Genomic DNA, 13,575 nt, shown 5'->3' with positions numbered 1-13,575 from the left:
TTGCTACGGGCTCCAGGTGCCGCGAATGTCGATCAGCTCGCGGCACGATCCCGGCAGCACGTTCATCAGGGCCTGGGATGCGGTGTCGCTGGCGTCGACACCGCACTTCCACGCACGCACCGACTTGCCTGCGACGAAGACGCCTCCGCCGGTGGCGGGAGGCGTCGCGGTTTCGTAGGGCTTCAGGTAGATGTGAAGTCCATTCAGCTCCGAATTCAGGCCACGGACGCGAATGCGGATTTCGCCGTCGTGGGTGGTCTGCACGCGGTCCACGTACTTGCTGGTGCCTACCGAATGTTCGCAGCCCCAGTTCCCGGCACCCGGCGAGCTGAGCTCGCGCAACCAGCCGTCGCTCACGGCCAGTCGGCATGGCGCCGTCGCCAGCAGCACCTCGGACATCCGGGCCCTGTTGCTGTTGTCCCGATAGGCAGGCAGCGCGAGCGCTCCGAGGATGGCGATCACCATCACGACGATCAGCAACTCGACGATCGTGAAGCCGTTGGATAAGGATGGTCGGGAGCGGGTCATGTACTTCGGCTGCGGCCAGATGGATTCGAGCCGCAGTATCCGGCATCCGTAACAATATGTCACGGCATGCTGGAGCATTCATGCAACGGTCGTGGAGCCTACTCGCCTGACTCAGGCCGGGCAGGCGCATGCCAGTCCCCGCTCTTGCCCCCGCGCTTCTCAATCAGCCGCACCCCATCCATCACCATTCCCCGGTCCACCGCCTTGCACATGTCGTAGATCGTGAGGAGGGCCACCTGTACCGCGGTGAGCGCCTCCATCTCCACGCCCGTCACCCCCACCGTCTCGGTGGTTGCCTCGCAGGTCACGGCGCTTGCCGCTTCATCGATGGCGAATTCCACCGCCACGCGGGTCAGGGGAATCGGATGGCACAAGGGAATCAGATCGCTCGTCTTCTTGGCAGCCTGGATGCCCGCGATGCGCGCCACGCCGAGCACGTCGCCCTTTTTCGCCGTGCCCGATTGCACCAGCGCCAAAGTGGCCGGTTGCATGTGGATACGCCCGCTTGCGGTGGCGACACGATGCGTCACCGCTTTGCCGGACACGTCGACCATGTGGGCTTGCCCTTGGGCGTCAAAATGCGTCAGTCCACTCATGTTGCCTGGAACCTCTGGATGTTTCGTTCCATGATACGAGCCCGTCGCAGCGGCATCGCTGCCCTGGCCGCTGCGTTGATCCTGGCCTGGCAGGCGCCCCCCGCCGTGGCTCAACTGCCCAGCCTGGGCGACGCCACCGAGATCTCGCTCAGTGCCGAGCGCCGCATTGGTGACCGCGTCGCCCGCGAGCTGTTCCGCGACCCCGATTACATCGACGACCCCGTGCTGATGGACTACGTCCAGGGCATCTGGCAGCCGCTCATGGCGGCGGCCCGCCAGCGCGGCGATCTGGGTCCCGAGCTGGAGGAGCGCTTCGCCTGGCGCGTGCTGCTGGGGAAGGACCGCAGCATCAACGCCTTCGCCCTGCCCGGTGGCTGGCTGGGCGTCCACCTGGGGCTGATCGCCGCCAGTGGCAGTCGGGACGAGCTGGCGTCGGTGCTGGCGCACGAGCTCAGTCACGTGACCCAGCGCCACATCTCGCGCCTGATGACGCGGGAGAAGCAGCAGGCGCCGTGGATGATCGGCGCCATGATCCTGGCCGCGCTGGCCGCCAGCAAGAGCCCGGAAGCAGGCAAGGCCGTGGTCACCGGCGGACAGGCGCTGGCCGTGCAGAACCAGCTCAGTTTCTCGCGCGACATGGAGCGGGAAGCCGACCGCGTCGGCTTCGGCGTGCTCACGCAGGCGGGCTTCCGGCCCCAGGGGTTTGCCGGGATGCTGGAGCGCTTGCAACAGAGCGCCCGGCTGAATGAAGCCGGGTCGGCGCAGAGCTATCTGCGCACACACCCCTTGACGACCGAGCGCATGGCCGAGATGCAGTCGCGGCAGGTGCTCGAAGAGCGCGCCGCGGCACCGGCGGACCTCGAGCACGCCCTGATGGCCGCGCGGGCCCGGGTGCTCTCGACCCATGGGACCGACGCGCTGGCGGCCCTGGTACGTGAGGCGAATTCGTCCGCTTCCTCGGCCGACCCTTTGCGCATAACGCCGGCCGTGTACGCCGGCGCACTGGCCGCCGCCCGGCGCGGCGAAATGGATGTGGCTGAACGCTTGCGTGTTCGCCTGGGCACCCTGCTCGGGGCGGATGGAGCGAATCAACGCTTGCTACGTCTGCTGGCCATGGAATTCGCCGTGATGGGCGCACCCAGCAGCCCTGCTGTGTCGCTGGCCAGCGCCGCCCGGCTTGCCCGGCCGGAGCTGCTGTTTGGCGCCCAGCTCGCCATCAAGGAGGGTCGGGCAGGGCAAGCTTCCCAGGCCTTGCAGGCGTGGGTCGCCGAGCATCCGCAGGACGGCACCGCCTGGCAGATGCTGGCGCGTGCGAGCGCGGCGGACGGCCAGGCGCTGCGTGCGGTGCGTGCCGAGGCCGAGGCGCAGGTGGCCTGGCTGAACTATGCGGGTGCCATGGACCGGCTGCGCGCCGCGCAGGAACTCGCTCGGCGCAGCGGAGCGGACCACATCGAGGCGTCCATCATCGACACCCGCACGCGGCAGGTGGAGTCACTTCTTCGAGAACAGGCGCTCGAGCGCTGAATCGATGATGACGCCGAGGAAGGAATAGATCAGCGACCCCAGCAGCGCGGCCCCGAACCCGCGCACCTGAAAGCCTTGCAGCAGCCCCGAGGCCGCCCAGAACATCAGCGCGTTGATCACGAACAGGAACAGGCCCAGCGTGACGAGCGTGACGGGAAAAGTGAGCACGACGAGGACCGGCCGTACCAGCATGTTCAACAGGCCGAGCACCAGCGCGGCCAGGAGGGCCGTGGTGAAGTCGGGCACGCTTACCCCGGTGTAGATGTTCGCCACGAACAACAGGGCGATGGCGCTGAGCAACCATTTCGCGATGAGCTTCATGCGCGGCAGGATAGCAGCAGCCCGGCGCTATCATCCGCGTCCCCTACGACCCCCGCCATGGCCGCCATCCACATCACCGACATCGAGGCCGCGATCAACTACTGGCGCGAGCGCAAGCCGTCGCCCGATGGCGTGACGCTCGCGCCCGAGTTGCGCGCGCTGGCCGAGGTGTATGCGCTCATGGTTTTCTATCGCGAGGAGGAGGCTGCCGAGAAGGGCTTTCCGCCCGCCGCGTATGCCGCCTGGAAGGCCTGGTACGACACCACGCCGGACACACCCTGCATCGCGATCTGCTCCACCAGCCAGGGGGACGAGTCGTGCAAGGGCTGCGGCCGCAGCTTCGAGGAGGTGCAGCGCTGGCCGGAGATGACGCCGGCGGAAAAGCGCCAGACCTGGCGGCGCATCACGCTGCACGGTGACGCTTGGCGCTTCAACCGTTATCGCGAACGGTCCTGAAATCCATCTACTTCCAGCGCACGGGCTCCACGTCGATGCTGCGCGTCCCATCCCCCAGCATCAACGCACCGTCCTGTACCGTCGCCTGAAGTTGCATGCTGCGTGCCGCCATGGCAGCCAGCTGCTGGCTCTGTTCCGCGGGGATGCGGAACACCTCCAGCGATGCCAGGCGCGTGAGCTTGCCCTCGATGCCACGCCACCAGATCTCCGCCGCCGAGGAGAACACATACACCCGTACCCGGTCGGCCTTGCTGCAGGCCTTGGCCAGCGGCTTGTCCTCCGGCTGGCCAACCTCGATCCACAGGCGCGTGCGGCCGGTGAAGTCGCGCAGGTAGACGTCCGGGTTGTCCGGATCCGACAGCCCCGCGCCGAACGCCAGCTGGCCGTCGCCATCGCAGGTGGACTGCAGCTCGTGGGCGTTGAGCGCCAGCGCCACCAGGCGGATCATCATCCGCTCGTCGGTCTCGCTGGGGTGGCGTGCCAGGGTCAGTGCATGGTCGGCGTAGTAGCCGTGGTCGATGTCCGCCAGCTGCAGGCTGGCCTTGAAGATGGTCGATTTGAGCGCCACAGCTGGACGCTCAGGCGCGGCGGGCCAAGTCGGCGGCCAGGCCGGTGTAGCTGCCTGGCGTCATCGCCAGGAGTCGCTGTCGCTCCGCCTCGGGGATGGGCAGCGATTCGATCAGCGCCCGCAGGTCCTGGGGGCGGACGGTCTTGCCGCGCGTGACTTCCTTGAGCTTCTCGTAGGCGCCGGCGACGCCGTAGCGCCGCATCACGGTCTGGATCGGCTCGGCCAGCACTTCCCACGCCTGGTCCAGGTCCTCGGCCAAGGCCTCGGCGTTCAGTTCCAGCTTGGACAGGCCGATGCCCATGGAGTGATAGGCCAGCGCCGCGTAGCCGAGCGCCACGCCCATGTTGCGCAGCACGGTGGAATCCGTCAGGTCACGCTGCCAGCGCGAGATCGGCAGCTTCTCGGACAGGTGCCGCAGCAGCGCATTGGAAAGGCCCAGGTTGCCCTCGGCGTTCTCGAAGTCGATCGGGTTGACCTTGTGCGGCATGGTGGACGAACCGATTTCGCCCTCGCGCAGCTTCTGCTTGAAGTAGCCCAGGCTGATGTAGCCCCAGACGTCGCGCGACCAGTCGACGAGGATGGTGTTGGCACGGGCCACGGCATCGAACAGTTCGGCCATGTAGTCGTGCGGCTCGATCTGGATGCTGTAAGGCTGGAACGCCAGCCCCAGGCCGGTGGGCTCGGGCGTCTCGATGACCTTCCGGCTGAAGGCTTCCCAGTCGAAGCCGGGGAAGGCCGCCAGGTGCGCGTTGTAGTTGCCCACCGCACCGTTCATCTTCCCCAGCAGGCGCACCGCGGCGATGCGCTCGCGCGCCTGCGCCAGGCGCATCACCACGTTGGCGACCTCCTTGCCCACCGTGGTGGGGCTGGCGGTCTGGCCGTGGGTGCGACTGAGCATGGGCACGTCGGCGTACGCGTGGGCCATGCCGCGCAGCCGCTCGACCAGGTCGTCCAGCGCCGGCAGGATCACCTGCTCGCGCGCGGCCTTGAGCTGCAGCGCGTGGCTGGTGTTGTTGATGTCCTCGCTGGTGCAGGCGAAGTGCACGAATTCGGCGGCGGCGACCAGTTCGGGCCGGGCCTCGAAGCGCGACTTGAGCCAGTACTCCACGGCTTTCACGTCGTGGTTGGTGGTCTTTTCGATCTCCTTGATGGCCAGCGCATCGGCCTCGGAGAAGTTGCGCACCAGGCCCAGCAAATAGGTGCGGGCCCCCGGCGAGAGGGGTTTGAACTCGGGAAATCCGGCGTCGGACAGCGCGATGAACCAGCACACCTCGACCTGGACGCGGCGGTGCATGTAGCCCTGCTCGCTCATGAGGGGACGAAGCGGCGCCAGCCGGGCCGCATACCGGCCGTCCAGCGGCGACAGCGCGGCGATGGTGGAGAGCGTCATGGCCCGGATTGTAGGTGTCGCCTTCCAACCACCCCGGCCCCAGCCAGGCGGGGCAGTTCGGGGGCCGGACACTAGAATCGCCGGCAGTTCAACAGGTCGCGCCAGCCCCTCCCCAATGAAATTGATCGGAGCCATCACCAGCCCTTACGTGCGCAAGGTGCGCATCGTGATGGCCGAAAAGAAGCTGGATTACCAACTCGTGCTGGAAGACGTCTGGGCCGCCGACACCACCATCAGCCAATCCAACCCGTTGGGCAAGGTGCCATGCCTGGTGATGGAAGGCGGCGAGGCGCTGTTCGACTCACGCGTGATCGTCGAATACCTCGACACGCTTTCGCCGGTGGGCAAGCTCATTCCGGTGGTGGGCCGTGAGCGTGCCGAGGTCAAGACCTGGGAGGCGCTGGCCGACGGCGTGCTCGATGCCTTGGTGCTGGCCCGCCTGGAAGACCACTGGGCCGGACGCCAGCCGGGCGAGCGCAGCCAGGCCTGGATCGACCGGCAACTCGACAAGACCGACAGCAGCCTGCGCGCCATGAGCCTGGGCCTTGGCGACAAGCCGTTTTGCACCGGGATTCACCTCACCCTGGCCGACATCGCGATCGGCTGCGCGCTGGGTTATCTCGACTTCCGGTTTCCGCAGATCGACTGGCGAGCCGACCATCCCAACCTGGCCAAGCTGCACGACAAGCTGATGCAGCGCCCGAGCTTCACCGAAACCCGGCCCTCGTGAAAAAGCAGCCGGCCTTTGCGGCACGGCTGCCCGCAGCATAAAAACGCCGCGAAGCGCCCCAGAGCGAAGAGGGAGGGAGGGAGGAGGAGAAGAGTCGCCCCAGGATTGCGTCCGGGTCCAAGGACCTGGAAGGCTCCGCGGCAGGAAACGGGTCATCGAGTCACCGGTCCTGCTCCCAAGCCATCATGGATACCGCCCATCAGCCAGCGGTTCCCCTTGGCGGCTGGGCAAGCGTAAGAGTTTGTAGGCCAGCATGCTCCGTGCGGGGCATGGCCCTGCTCGCCCCTGCGGCGAGGGGTGCCGCTTAAAATTGCGGCGATCTTCTTTCGGACCCACCATGCTCTACCCCGAACTCTTCAAACAACTCGAGTCCGTCCGATGGGACATGGACAAGGACATTCCTTGGAGCCAGTTCGACGGTTCCCTTCTCTCCGACGAACAGGCGCAGACCATCAAGATGAACGCCATCACGGAGTGGGCGGCATTGCCGGCCACCGAGATGTTCCTTCGGGACAACCGTGACGACAGCGACTTTTCCGCGTTCATGTCGATCTGGTTCTTCGAGGAGCAGAAGCATTCGCTGGTGCTGATGGAGTATCTCAAGCGCTTCCGACCGGACCTCGTGCCCACCGAGCAGGAGCTCCACGAGATCCGCTTCGAGTTCGAGCCCGCCCCGGCGCTCGAGACGCTCATGCTGCATTTCTGCGGCGAGATCCGCCTCAATCACTGGTACCGGCGGGCCAGCGAATGGCACACCGAGCCCGTCATCAAGCACATCTACCAGACGCTGAGCCAGGACGAGGCGCGGCATGGCGGCGCCTACCTGCGTTACATGAAGCGCGCGGTGAACAAGTTCGGCAGCGAGGCCAAGGCCGCTTTCGCCAAGATCGGCGTGCTCATGGCCAGTGCTCGCCGCACCGCGCAGGCGCTGCATCCGACCAACCTGCACGTGAACAAGGACCTGTTCCCGCGCGACACCATCCAGAGCCGCCTGCCCGATCCTGAGTGGCTCGAGCATTGGCTGGACAAGCAGATCAAGTTCGACCTGCAGTGGGAGAACAAGGTCATCGAGCGCATCCTGCACAACATGAGCCTGCTGATGAACCGCAGCTTCAAGAGCGTGCAGGAGCTCAATCGCTATCGCAAGGAGATGCTGGCCGCGATGCAGCAGCCTGCCGACGCGACCCCCAGCCCCGCCTGATGCCGCACGCGAACGCCGCCGCCGCGTTCCTGCGCAAGATCGTTCCGAGAGACCAGGCGGCCGCTGCGGCGCGCCGTCTCCCCAGGCCGCTGGTGTTCACCAACGGCGTGTTCGACGTCCTGCACCGCGGTCACGTCACCTACCTGGCGCAAGCGCGTGAGCTGGGGGCGTGCCTGCTGGTCGCCCTCAACACCGACGCGTCCGCGCGCCGACTGGGCAAGGCACCCGACCGGCCATTGAACAACGAGCAGGATCGCGCGGTGATGGTCGCCGCCCTCGAGTCGGTGGGGCTGGTCACCTGGTTCGACGAAGACACCCCGGTGCAACTGCTGTCCGAGTTGCGGCCCGACATCTACGTGAAGGGCGGCGACTACGACATGCGGCGACTGGCCGAGACGGCACTGGTCGAGGGCTGGGGTGGCCGCTCGCTCGCCATCCCCTTCGTCGAGGGGTACTCGACCACGTCTTTCGTCCAGCGGGTCCGGGCGGGCTAGGGCGCAGGGGTAGGCACGGGCGGTGCGTCGGCCTTGCGGCCGCGCAGCCGCCGCACGCCGCGGCGCACCAGGTGCTCGAAGTCGTCGACATAGGTGAAGACCACCGGGATCACCAGCAGGCTCAGCACGGTGGACGTGATCAGGCCGCCGATCACGGCGATGGCCATGGGTGAGCGGAAGCTCGGATCGGCCGCACCCCAGCCCACGGCGATCGGGAGCATGCCCGCGGTCATTGCGATGGTGGTCATGATGATCGGCCGCGCTCGCTTGTGGCAGGCGTCGAGCAGCGCGTCCAGTCGGTTCATGCCGTGGTCGCGGCGGGCCACGATCGCGTACTCCACCAGCAGGATCGAGTTCTTGGTGGCGATCCCCATGAGCATGATCAGCCCGATCAGCGAAGGCATCGAAAAGCTCTTGCCGGCCAGCAGGAGCCCGACGAACGCGCCGCCCAGCGACAACGGCAGGGCCGCCAGGATGGTCACCGGGTGCAGGAAGTCCTTGAACAGCAGCACCAGCACGATGTAGATGCACGTCAGCCCGGTGAGCATGGCCAGGCCGAAGCTTGCGAACAACTCGCCCATCACCTCGGCATCGCCGACCTCCACCACTCGTACGCCCGGCGGCAGCCGTTGCAGCGAGGGCAGGCGTTCGACGGCCGCCTTGACGTCGCCCAGTGGCAGCCCCGAAAGCTCCAGCTCGAAGTTGATGTTGCGCGAGCGGTCGTAGCGGCTGATGACGGCGGGCCCGCCGGTGTACTCGACCTGAGCCACCTGTTTGAGCATCACCGGTCCGCGCGCTCCCGGCACCTGCAGCCGCTCCAGCACCGAGAGGTCCTGCTGCGCCGAGGTCTCGAGCTTGACCACGATGGGCACCTGGCGCTGCGCCAGGTTCAGCTTGGGCAGGGCCGCCTCGTAGTCGCCCAGGGTGGCGATGCGAAGCGTCTCGCCGATGGCGGCGGTGGTCACGCCCAGGTCCGCGGCCCGGGCGAAGTCGGGTCGCACCGCGACCTCGGGCCGCACCAGGCTGGCCGTCGATGAAATGCTTCCCAGGCCCGGGATGGTGCGCAGGTCGCGCTCGACCTCGCGGGCCGCCGCCGTGAGGGCCTGAGGATCTTCGCCGGACAGCACCAGGATGTACTTCTCCCCCGAACCCCCGAGGCCGACCTTGGTGCGGACACCGGGCAGAGGCTCCAGGGCGCGCCGGATGTCGTTTTCGATCGGCTGCTTGCGCGGGCGTTGCTGGCGCTCGGACAGCAGCACGGTCAGTGTCGCCTTGCGTACCTCGCTGGTGCTCGGCAGAAAGGGATCGGCGCCAGCCGTCCCGCCGCCGATGGTGGTGTAGACGCTCTCCACGTGCGGCACCCGCGTGATCAGGGCGCGCGCCTGTTCGGCAGCGTCGCGGGTCTGCGCGAGCGTGGCGCCCGGCGGAAGCTCCAGGTACACCTGGGTCTGCGAGTTGTCGTCGGGCGGAATGAAGCCGGTGGGCAGCAGCGGGATCAAGGCGACCGAGCCGAAGAAGAACAAAGTGGCCAGCACCATGGTGCTGATGCGGTGGCGCAGGCACCAGCGTGCGGCCACCAGGTAGGCGCCCAGCCAGCGCGGTTCGCGCTCGGCAGGCGGCATCGGCTTGAGCATGTAGGCGGCCATCATGGGCGTGAGCATCCGCGCCACCACCAGCGAGGCGAACACCGCCAGCGCGGCGGTCCAGCCGAACTGCTTGAAGAACTTGCCGGCGATGCCGCTCATGAAGGCCGTCGGCAGGAACACCGCGACCAGCGTGAACGTGGTCGCGATCACCGCCAAGCCGATCTCGTCGGCGGCTTCCATCGCGGCCTGGAGCGGTGTCTTGCCCATGCGCAGGTGGCGCACGATGTTCTCCACCTCCACGATGGCGTCATCGACCAGGATGCCCACCACCAGCGACAGCGCCAGCAGCGTCACCACGTTGATCGAGAACCCGAGCAGGTACATGCCCACGAAGGCCGGCAGCACCGACATGGGCAGGGCCACGGCGGATACGAAGGTGGCGCGCCCGTCGCGCAGGAACAGCCAGACCACCAGCACCGCCAGGATGGCGCCCTCGTACAGCAGCTTCATCGAGGCGTCGTACTCCTGCTGCACGGGGGTGACGAAGTCGAAGGCCTGGGTCAGCTCGATACCGGGATGGGCCGCCTTCAGTTCGGCCAGCGCCGCCTGCACGCCGGCGCCCACCTCGACCTCGCTCTCGCCCTTGCTGCGCGCGACCTCGAAACCCACGACCGGCCGCCCGTCCAGCAGCGCCGCCGAGCGGGGCTGCGCATGGGTGTCGGTCACGGTGGCCACGTCGGCGATGCGTACCGACCGACCACCCGACACCGGCACGCGGATCTGCGCGATCTCGTCGGCCGTGCGTACGGTGGCCAGGGTCCGCACCGGCTGCTCGCCGCTGCCGAGCTCGGTGCGGCCGCCGGCCACCTCGAGCTGCATCTGCCGCAGCTGGCGGGACACGTCGGCCGCGGTCACGCCCAGGGCCAGCAAGCGCTGCGGGTCGAGCGCCACCTGCACCTCGCGCGTGACGCCCCCCACCCGCGTCACCGCGCCCACGCCCTTCACCGCGAGCAGCTTGCGCGAGACCTCGTTGTCGACGAACCAGGACAACGCCTCGGCATCCATGCGCGCCGAGGCGATGGTGAAGGCCAGCACCGGCTGCCCCGCCAGGTCGAGCTTGCGGATCACCGGATCGCGCAGGTCCGAAGGCAGCTCCGAGCGGATGCTCGAGATCGCCGAGCGCACGTCGTCCAGCGCCTCCTGCGTGGGCTTTTCCAAGCGGAATTCCGCCGTGATCAGCGCCAGGCCGTCCTGCGCCCGGGTGTAGATGTGCTTGATGCCCTGCAGCGTCGCCAGCCGGTTCTCGATCTTGCGCGCGACGTCGGTCTCCATCTGCGCCGGCGAGGCGCCGGGCAGCGTGGCGGTGACGCTGACGGTGGGCAGGTCGATGTCGGGGAAGTTCTGCACCTTCATCGCCTGGAAAGCGAACAGGCCGGCGAAGGTGAGCAACACGAACAGCATGGCTGCCGGAATCGGGTTGCGGATGGACCAGGCGGAAACGTTCATCTCCGATCTCCGTGGCCGTCAGCGGGCTGCCGCCGGGCCGTTCACGGCGCCGTTGCCCGGACCATTGCCGGTGGCCGCAGCGGACGGCGGCTCCGCCACGCGGACCAGGTCGCCTTCGTTGAGGAAGCCGCCGCCCGAGGCGACGATGCGCACATCCGGCGCCAGCCCCTCCAGGATCTCGATGCGGTCGCCCACGATCTGGCCGGTGCGCACGCGCAGCAGGGTGACCCGGTTGTCCGGGTTCAGTCGTATCACGTACGAGAAGCCCTCGCGCACGACCACGGCAGATTGCGGGACCGTGAGCGCCTGCCGCTTGCCCAGCTCGAACACGCCGCGCGCGAACATCCCCGGGAGCGCTTTGCCGCCATCGCCGGAGCTCGGTTTCACGTCGACGTAGACCAGGGCCTGGCGCGTCTGGGGATCGACGGTCGGGCCGATCGTGCGCAACCGCCCCTGCAGCTGCGCGCCGCTGGCGGCGGTGACCTGGGCCGGCGTTCCGGGCCGCAGGCGCCCGAGCTCGCTGGCGGTGACCTCCGCACGCCACTCCAGCCGGCCCTGGCGGATCAGCCGGAACAGTTCGGTGCCGGATCCGACCACCCCGCCCACCGTGGCCGTGCGGCTGGAGATGATGCCGTCGTCCGGCGCCACCACGTGCAGCTGTCCCTGGCGCACCTCGCGTGCCTGCAACGCCGCCCGCGCGGCCTGGACCCTCGCCTCGGCGGTCTGGGCGGCCGTGATGTACTGGTTGATCTGCGCCTCCGACAAGGCGCCGGTGGCTTCCAGGCTGCGGGCACGCTGGGCATTGGCCTTGGCGTCGGCCGCCGCGGCTTCGGCTTCGGCCAGCGCGGCGCGGGCCTGCGCCGCCTCGGCGTTCACGGTTTCGCGCGCGAAGGTGGCCAGCACCTGGCCTCGCTTGACGGTGTCGCCGACGTTCACGCGCACCTCGACCAGGCGTTGTCCCCCGGTCTCGGCGCCCACGATCGCCTCCTGCCAGGCCGCCAGGTTGCCGTTGGCGGCCAGGGTCTCGACGACCGTGGTGCGCTGGGCGGTGGTGGTGTTCACCGTCAGCGACGGATTGGCGCTGGGCGCCTGTTTCTCGGTGGCGGGCGCTGGGGCGCCACGCTCGCCGCTGCAGCCGGCCAGCAACGCAAGCGCCAGGAGCGCGAGCCCGAGCCCGAGGACGCCGGGAAATCGGTCGGTCGATGTCATGGGGAGGTTCCAGGTTGGAGGGCGCCGCTGCGTTGCGCAAGGGGCGTGCCGGTGCCTGGCTGCCAGGCACCGCCGGCGGAGCGGTACAGGCGGGTCCAGGCCAGCTGCAAGTCGCGGTAAAGCTCGGCCAGCGCGGTCTCGGCGGCCAGCAGGCTGCGCCGGGCGTCTTCGAGTTCGACCAGGCTGGCCAGCCCGGCGCGGTAGCGCGCCTCGGTCGCTTCGAAGGAGGTGCGGAAATCCTGGGCAGCGCCGCGCACGGCTTCGCTGCGGGTGCGAGCGCTCTCCAGCGCGACCAGGGCCTGTTCGACCTCGCTGACCGCCTGCCGCGCCCGCCCGCGGTACACCGCCACCGCCTCGTCGTAGCGCGCGCGGGCGCCGTCCAGGTTGGCGGCGCGGCGGCCGGCGTCGAACAGCGGCACCGACACGGCCAGCGGCCCCAAGGTCCAGGTCTGCGCGTCCGTGGTTGAGCCGCGCAAATGGACCAGGCCGGCATTGATGGAGCCGCCGAGGGTCACTCGCGGGTACTGGTCGGCCCAGGCCGAGCCGATCTCGGCGCGCGCCGCCTCGATGGCCTGCTCGGCCTGGTACAGGTCAGGGCGCTGCGCCAGCACCTCGGCAGGGAGGGCGGACACCGTGAACAGCTCGGCGCCGACCGGGACCTGGCGCTCGGCCAGGTCGGCCCGCAGTTCGGCGACCGGCACGCCGGTCAGCGCGGAAAGCGCGTGTCGCTCGGTTTCGCACTGCGCGCGTTGCACCGCCCGGCGCACCTCGCCTTCGGAACGGCTGGCACGCGCCAGGGCGGCCGTGGCGGGGGGCGTGAAGCCCGCTTGCTGGCTGAGCTGGGTGAGGCGGGCGGTCTCGGCGCGGGAGCGCAGATCGGCCTCGGCGACCCCGAGGAGCATTTCGCAGGCGCGCAGCCGGAAGTAGCTGGCGGCGGTTTCGGCGGCCACCGACACCCGGGCCTCGTGCCAGCCGGCCTCGGCGCTGCGCACGCGGGCCTGGGCCGCGTCGACGCGATCGCGGCGGGCGCCGAACAGATCGATCTCCCAGCCGGCCTGCACACCCACCTGCGCGGTGGTGGCCAGGGGCAGTGGGGGCTGGGCATTGCCACGGCTGAGGGCGGCGCTGCCGTCCAGGGTCGGCAGGAGGGCCGCCTCGGCGCTGCGGCGCGCGGCCCGCGCCTGTTCCAGCCGGGCCAGGGCGGCGTCGAGGCTGGGGCTTTCCCGCTGAGCTCTTTCGAGCAGTCGCGTCAGCACCGGGTCGCCCAGTTGCCGCCACCACGCCTGCAGGTCCGCCACGCGACCGCCATGCGGTAGCGGGGTTGCCCATTGCGGTGGCGCCTCGAAGGCCGGCAGTGGCTCGATCGGCGGCGGCCGCAATGGCGTGCAGGCCCCCAGGCCAAGCGGCAGCAGCAACGCGACCAGCCGAAGTCTCTTCATCAAGCTGCTCCTTTAGCGGTCGGGCGC

At 68.8% G+C, this 13,575-nt stretch carries 13 protein-coding genes; 5 read left to right on the top strand and 8 right to left on the bottom strand.

Annotated features, from left to right (window positions below):
• Positions 1 to 3: 3 nt before the first annotated feature.
• Together JI739_RS12680 and moaC are read right to left on the bottom strand one after the other, a co-directional pair.
• Positions 4 to 606, bottom strand: coding sequence for a pilin (locus tag JI739_RS12680; RefSeq protein WP_201684284.1), 603 nt, complete (start codon positions 604 to 606; stop codon positions 4 to 6).
• A 20-nt stretch (positions 607 to 626) separates the two neighbouring features.
• Complete coding sequence (gene moaC / locus JI739_RS12675; RefSeq protein ID WP_201684283.1) at positions 627 to 1,124, bottom strand: cyclic pyranopterin monophosphate synthase MoaC; 498 nt, start codon at positions 1,122 to 1,124, stop codon at positions 627 to 629.
• A gap of 30 nt (positions 1,125 to 1,154) precedes the next feature.
• On the opposite strand from moaC, the gene JI739_RS12670 reads away from it, so the two are divergent.
• Positions 1,155 to 2,648, top strand: coding sequence for a M48 family metalloprotease (locus tag JI739_RS12670; protein ID WP_201684282.1), 1,494 nt, complete (start codon positions 1,155 to 1,157; stop codon positions 2,646 to 2,648).
• Here JI739_RS12670 and JI739_RS12665 read toward each other — a convergent pair.
• Positions 2,616 to 2,969, bottom strand: coding sequence for a phage holin family protein (locus JI739_RS12665; RefSeq protein ID WP_201684281.1), 354 nt, complete (start codon positions 2,967 to 2,969; stop codon positions 2,616 to 2,618). The genes JI739_RS12670 and JI739_RS12665 overlap by 33 nt on opposite strands.
• A 57-nt stretch (positions 2,970 to 3,026) precedes the next feature.
• On the opposite strand from JI739_RS12665, the gene JI739_RS12660 reads away from it, so the two are divergent.
• A complete protein-coding gene (locus tag JI739_RS12660) occupies positions 3,027 to 3,425 on the top strand; it encodes a DUF3717 domain-containing protein (RefSeq protein WP_201684280.1) in 399 nt (132 codons plus the stop codon).
• 7 nt (positions 3,426 to 3,432) lie between these two features.
• On the opposite strand, the gene JI739_RS12655 is transcribed toward JI739_RS12660, so the two are convergent.
• Together JI739_RS12655 and purB are read right to left on the bottom strand one after the other, a co-directional pair.
• Positions 3,433 to 3,993, bottom strand: coding sequence for a YaeQ family protein (locus JI739_RS12655; RefSeq protein ID WP_201684279.1), 561 nt, complete (start codon positions 3,991 to 3,993; stop codon positions 3,433 to 3,435).
• A 10-nt stretch (positions 3,994 to 4,003) separates the two neighbouring features.
• Positions 4,004 to 5,383: an adenylosuccinate lyase gene (gene purB / locus JI739_RS12650; protein ID WP_201684277.1), complete on the bottom strand. Its 1,380-nt coding sequence runs from the start codon at positions 5,381 to 5,383 to the stop codon at positions 4,004 to 4,006.
• A 115-nt stretch (positions 5,384 to 5,498) separates the two neighbouring features.
• Here purB and JI739_RS12645 point away from each other — a divergent pair, with 115 nt between their 5' ends.
• From JI739_RS12645 to JI739_RS12635, 3 genes are all read left to right on the top strand, one after another.
• Entirely contained in the window at positions 5,499 to 6,113 is a 615-nt protein-coding gene (locus JI739_RS12645) for a glutathione S-transferase N-terminal domain-containing protein (RefSeq protein WP_201684276.1), read from the top strand.
• 337 nt (positions 6,114 to 6,450) lie between these two features.
• Positions 6,451 to 7,314, top strand: coding sequence for a ferritin family protein (locus tag JI739_RS12640; protein ID WP_201684275.1), 864 nt, complete (start codon positions 6,451 to 6,453; stop codon positions 7,312 to 7,314).
• The gene (locus JI739_RS12635; RefSeq protein WP_201684274.1) at positions 7,314 to 7,808 is read left to right on the top strand and encodes an adenylyltransferase/cytidyltransferase family protein; all 495 of its coding nucleotides are present in this window, start codon (positions 7,314 to 7,316) and stop codon (positions 7,806 to 7,808) included. The genes JI739_RS12640 and JI739_RS12635 overlap by 1 nt, the downstream gene beginning before the upstream one ends.
• On the opposite strand, the gene JI739_RS12630 is transcribed toward JI739_RS12635, so the two are convergent.
• From JI739_RS12630 to JI739_RS12620, 3 genes are read right to left on the bottom strand one after another with little or no spacing between them, the layout of a single operon-like run.
• Positions 7,805 to 10,900: an efflux RND transporter permease subunit gene (locus tag JI739_RS12630; RefSeq protein ID WP_201684272.1), complete on the bottom strand. Its 3,096-nt coding sequence runs from the start codon at positions 10,898 to 10,900 to the stop codon at positions 7,805 to 7,807. The genes JI739_RS12635 and JI739_RS12630 overlap by 4 nt on opposite strands.
• A gap of 18 nt (positions 10,901 to 10,918) precedes the next feature.
• The gene (locus JI739_RS12625; RefSeq protein ID WP_201684271.1) at positions 10,919 to 12,109 is read right to left on the bottom strand and encodes an efflux RND transporter periplasmic adaptor subunit; all 1,191 of its coding nucleotides are present in this window, start codon (positions 12,107 to 12,109) and stop codon (positions 10,919 to 10,921) included.
• Entirely contained in the window at positions 12,106 to 13,548 is a 1,443-nt protein-coding gene (locus JI739_RS12620) for an efflux transporter outer membrane subunit (protein ID WP_201684269.1), read from the bottom strand. The genes JI739_RS12625 and JI739_RS12620 overlap by 4 nt, the downstream gene beginning before the upstream one ends.
• Between the last annotated feature and the right edge of the window lie 27 nt (positions 13,549 to 13,575).

It is taken from the genome of Ramlibacter aurantiacus, assembly GCF_016722895.1.
Classification (GTDB): domain Bacteria; phylum Pseudomonadota; class Gammaproteobacteria; order Burkholderiales; family Burkholderiaceae_C; genus Ramlibacter; species Ramlibacter aurantiacus.
The sequence above is the reverse complement of the archived record's forward strand: the minus strand, read 5'-3'. Positions and strand labels throughout refer to the sequence as shown.

Bases quoted from the DNA above. Each gene is read 5' to 3' on its own strand.
- JI739_RS12680 (WP_201684284.1), bottom strand. From the start codon at position 606: ATGCTCCAGCATGCCGTGACATATTGTTACGGATGCCGGATACTGCGG.
- moaC (WP_201684283.1), bottom strand. From the start codon at position 1,124: ATGAGTGGACTGACGCATTTTGACGCCCAAGGGCAAGCCCACATGGTC.
- JI739_RS12670 (WP_201684282.1), top strand. From the start codon at position 1,155: ATGATACGAGCCCGTCGCAGCGGCATCGCTGCCCTGGCCGCTGCGTTG.
- JI739_RS12665 (WP_201684281.1), bottom strand. From the start codon at position 2,969: ATGAAGCTCATCGCGAAATGGTTGCTCAGCGCCATCGCCCTGTTGTTC.
- JI739_RS12660 (WP_201684280.1), top strand. From the start codon at position 3,027: ATGGCCGCCATCCACATCACCGACATCGAGGCCGCGATCAACTACTGG.
- purB (WP_201684277.1), bottom strand. From the start codon at position 5,383: ATGACGCTCTCCACCATCGCCGCGCTGTCGCCGCTGGACGGCCGGTAT.
- JI739_RS12645 (WP_201684276.1), top strand. From the start codon at position 5,499: ATGAAATTGATCGGAGCCATCACCAGCCCTTACGTGCGCAAGGTGCGC.
- JI739_RS12640 (WP_201684275.1), top strand. From the start codon at position 6,451: ATGCTCTACCCCGAACTCTTCAAACAACTCGAGTCCGTCCGATGGGAC.
- JI739_RS12635 (WP_201684274.1), top strand. From the start codon at position 7,314: ATGCCGCACGCGAACGCCGCCGCCGCGTTCCTGCGCAAGATCGTTCCG.
- JI739_RS12630 (WP_201684272.1), bottom strand. From the start codon at position 10,900: ATGAACGTTTCCGCCTGGTCCATCCGCAACCCGATTCCGGCAGCCATG.
- JI739_RS12625 (WP_201684271.1), bottom strand. From the start codon at position 12,109: ATGACATCGACCGACCGATTTCCCGGCGTCCTCGGGCTCGGGCTCGCG.
- JI739_RS12620 (WP_201684269.1), bottom strand. From the start codon at position 13,548: ATGAAGAGACTTCGGCTGGTCGCGTTGCTGCTGCCGCTTGGCCTGGGG.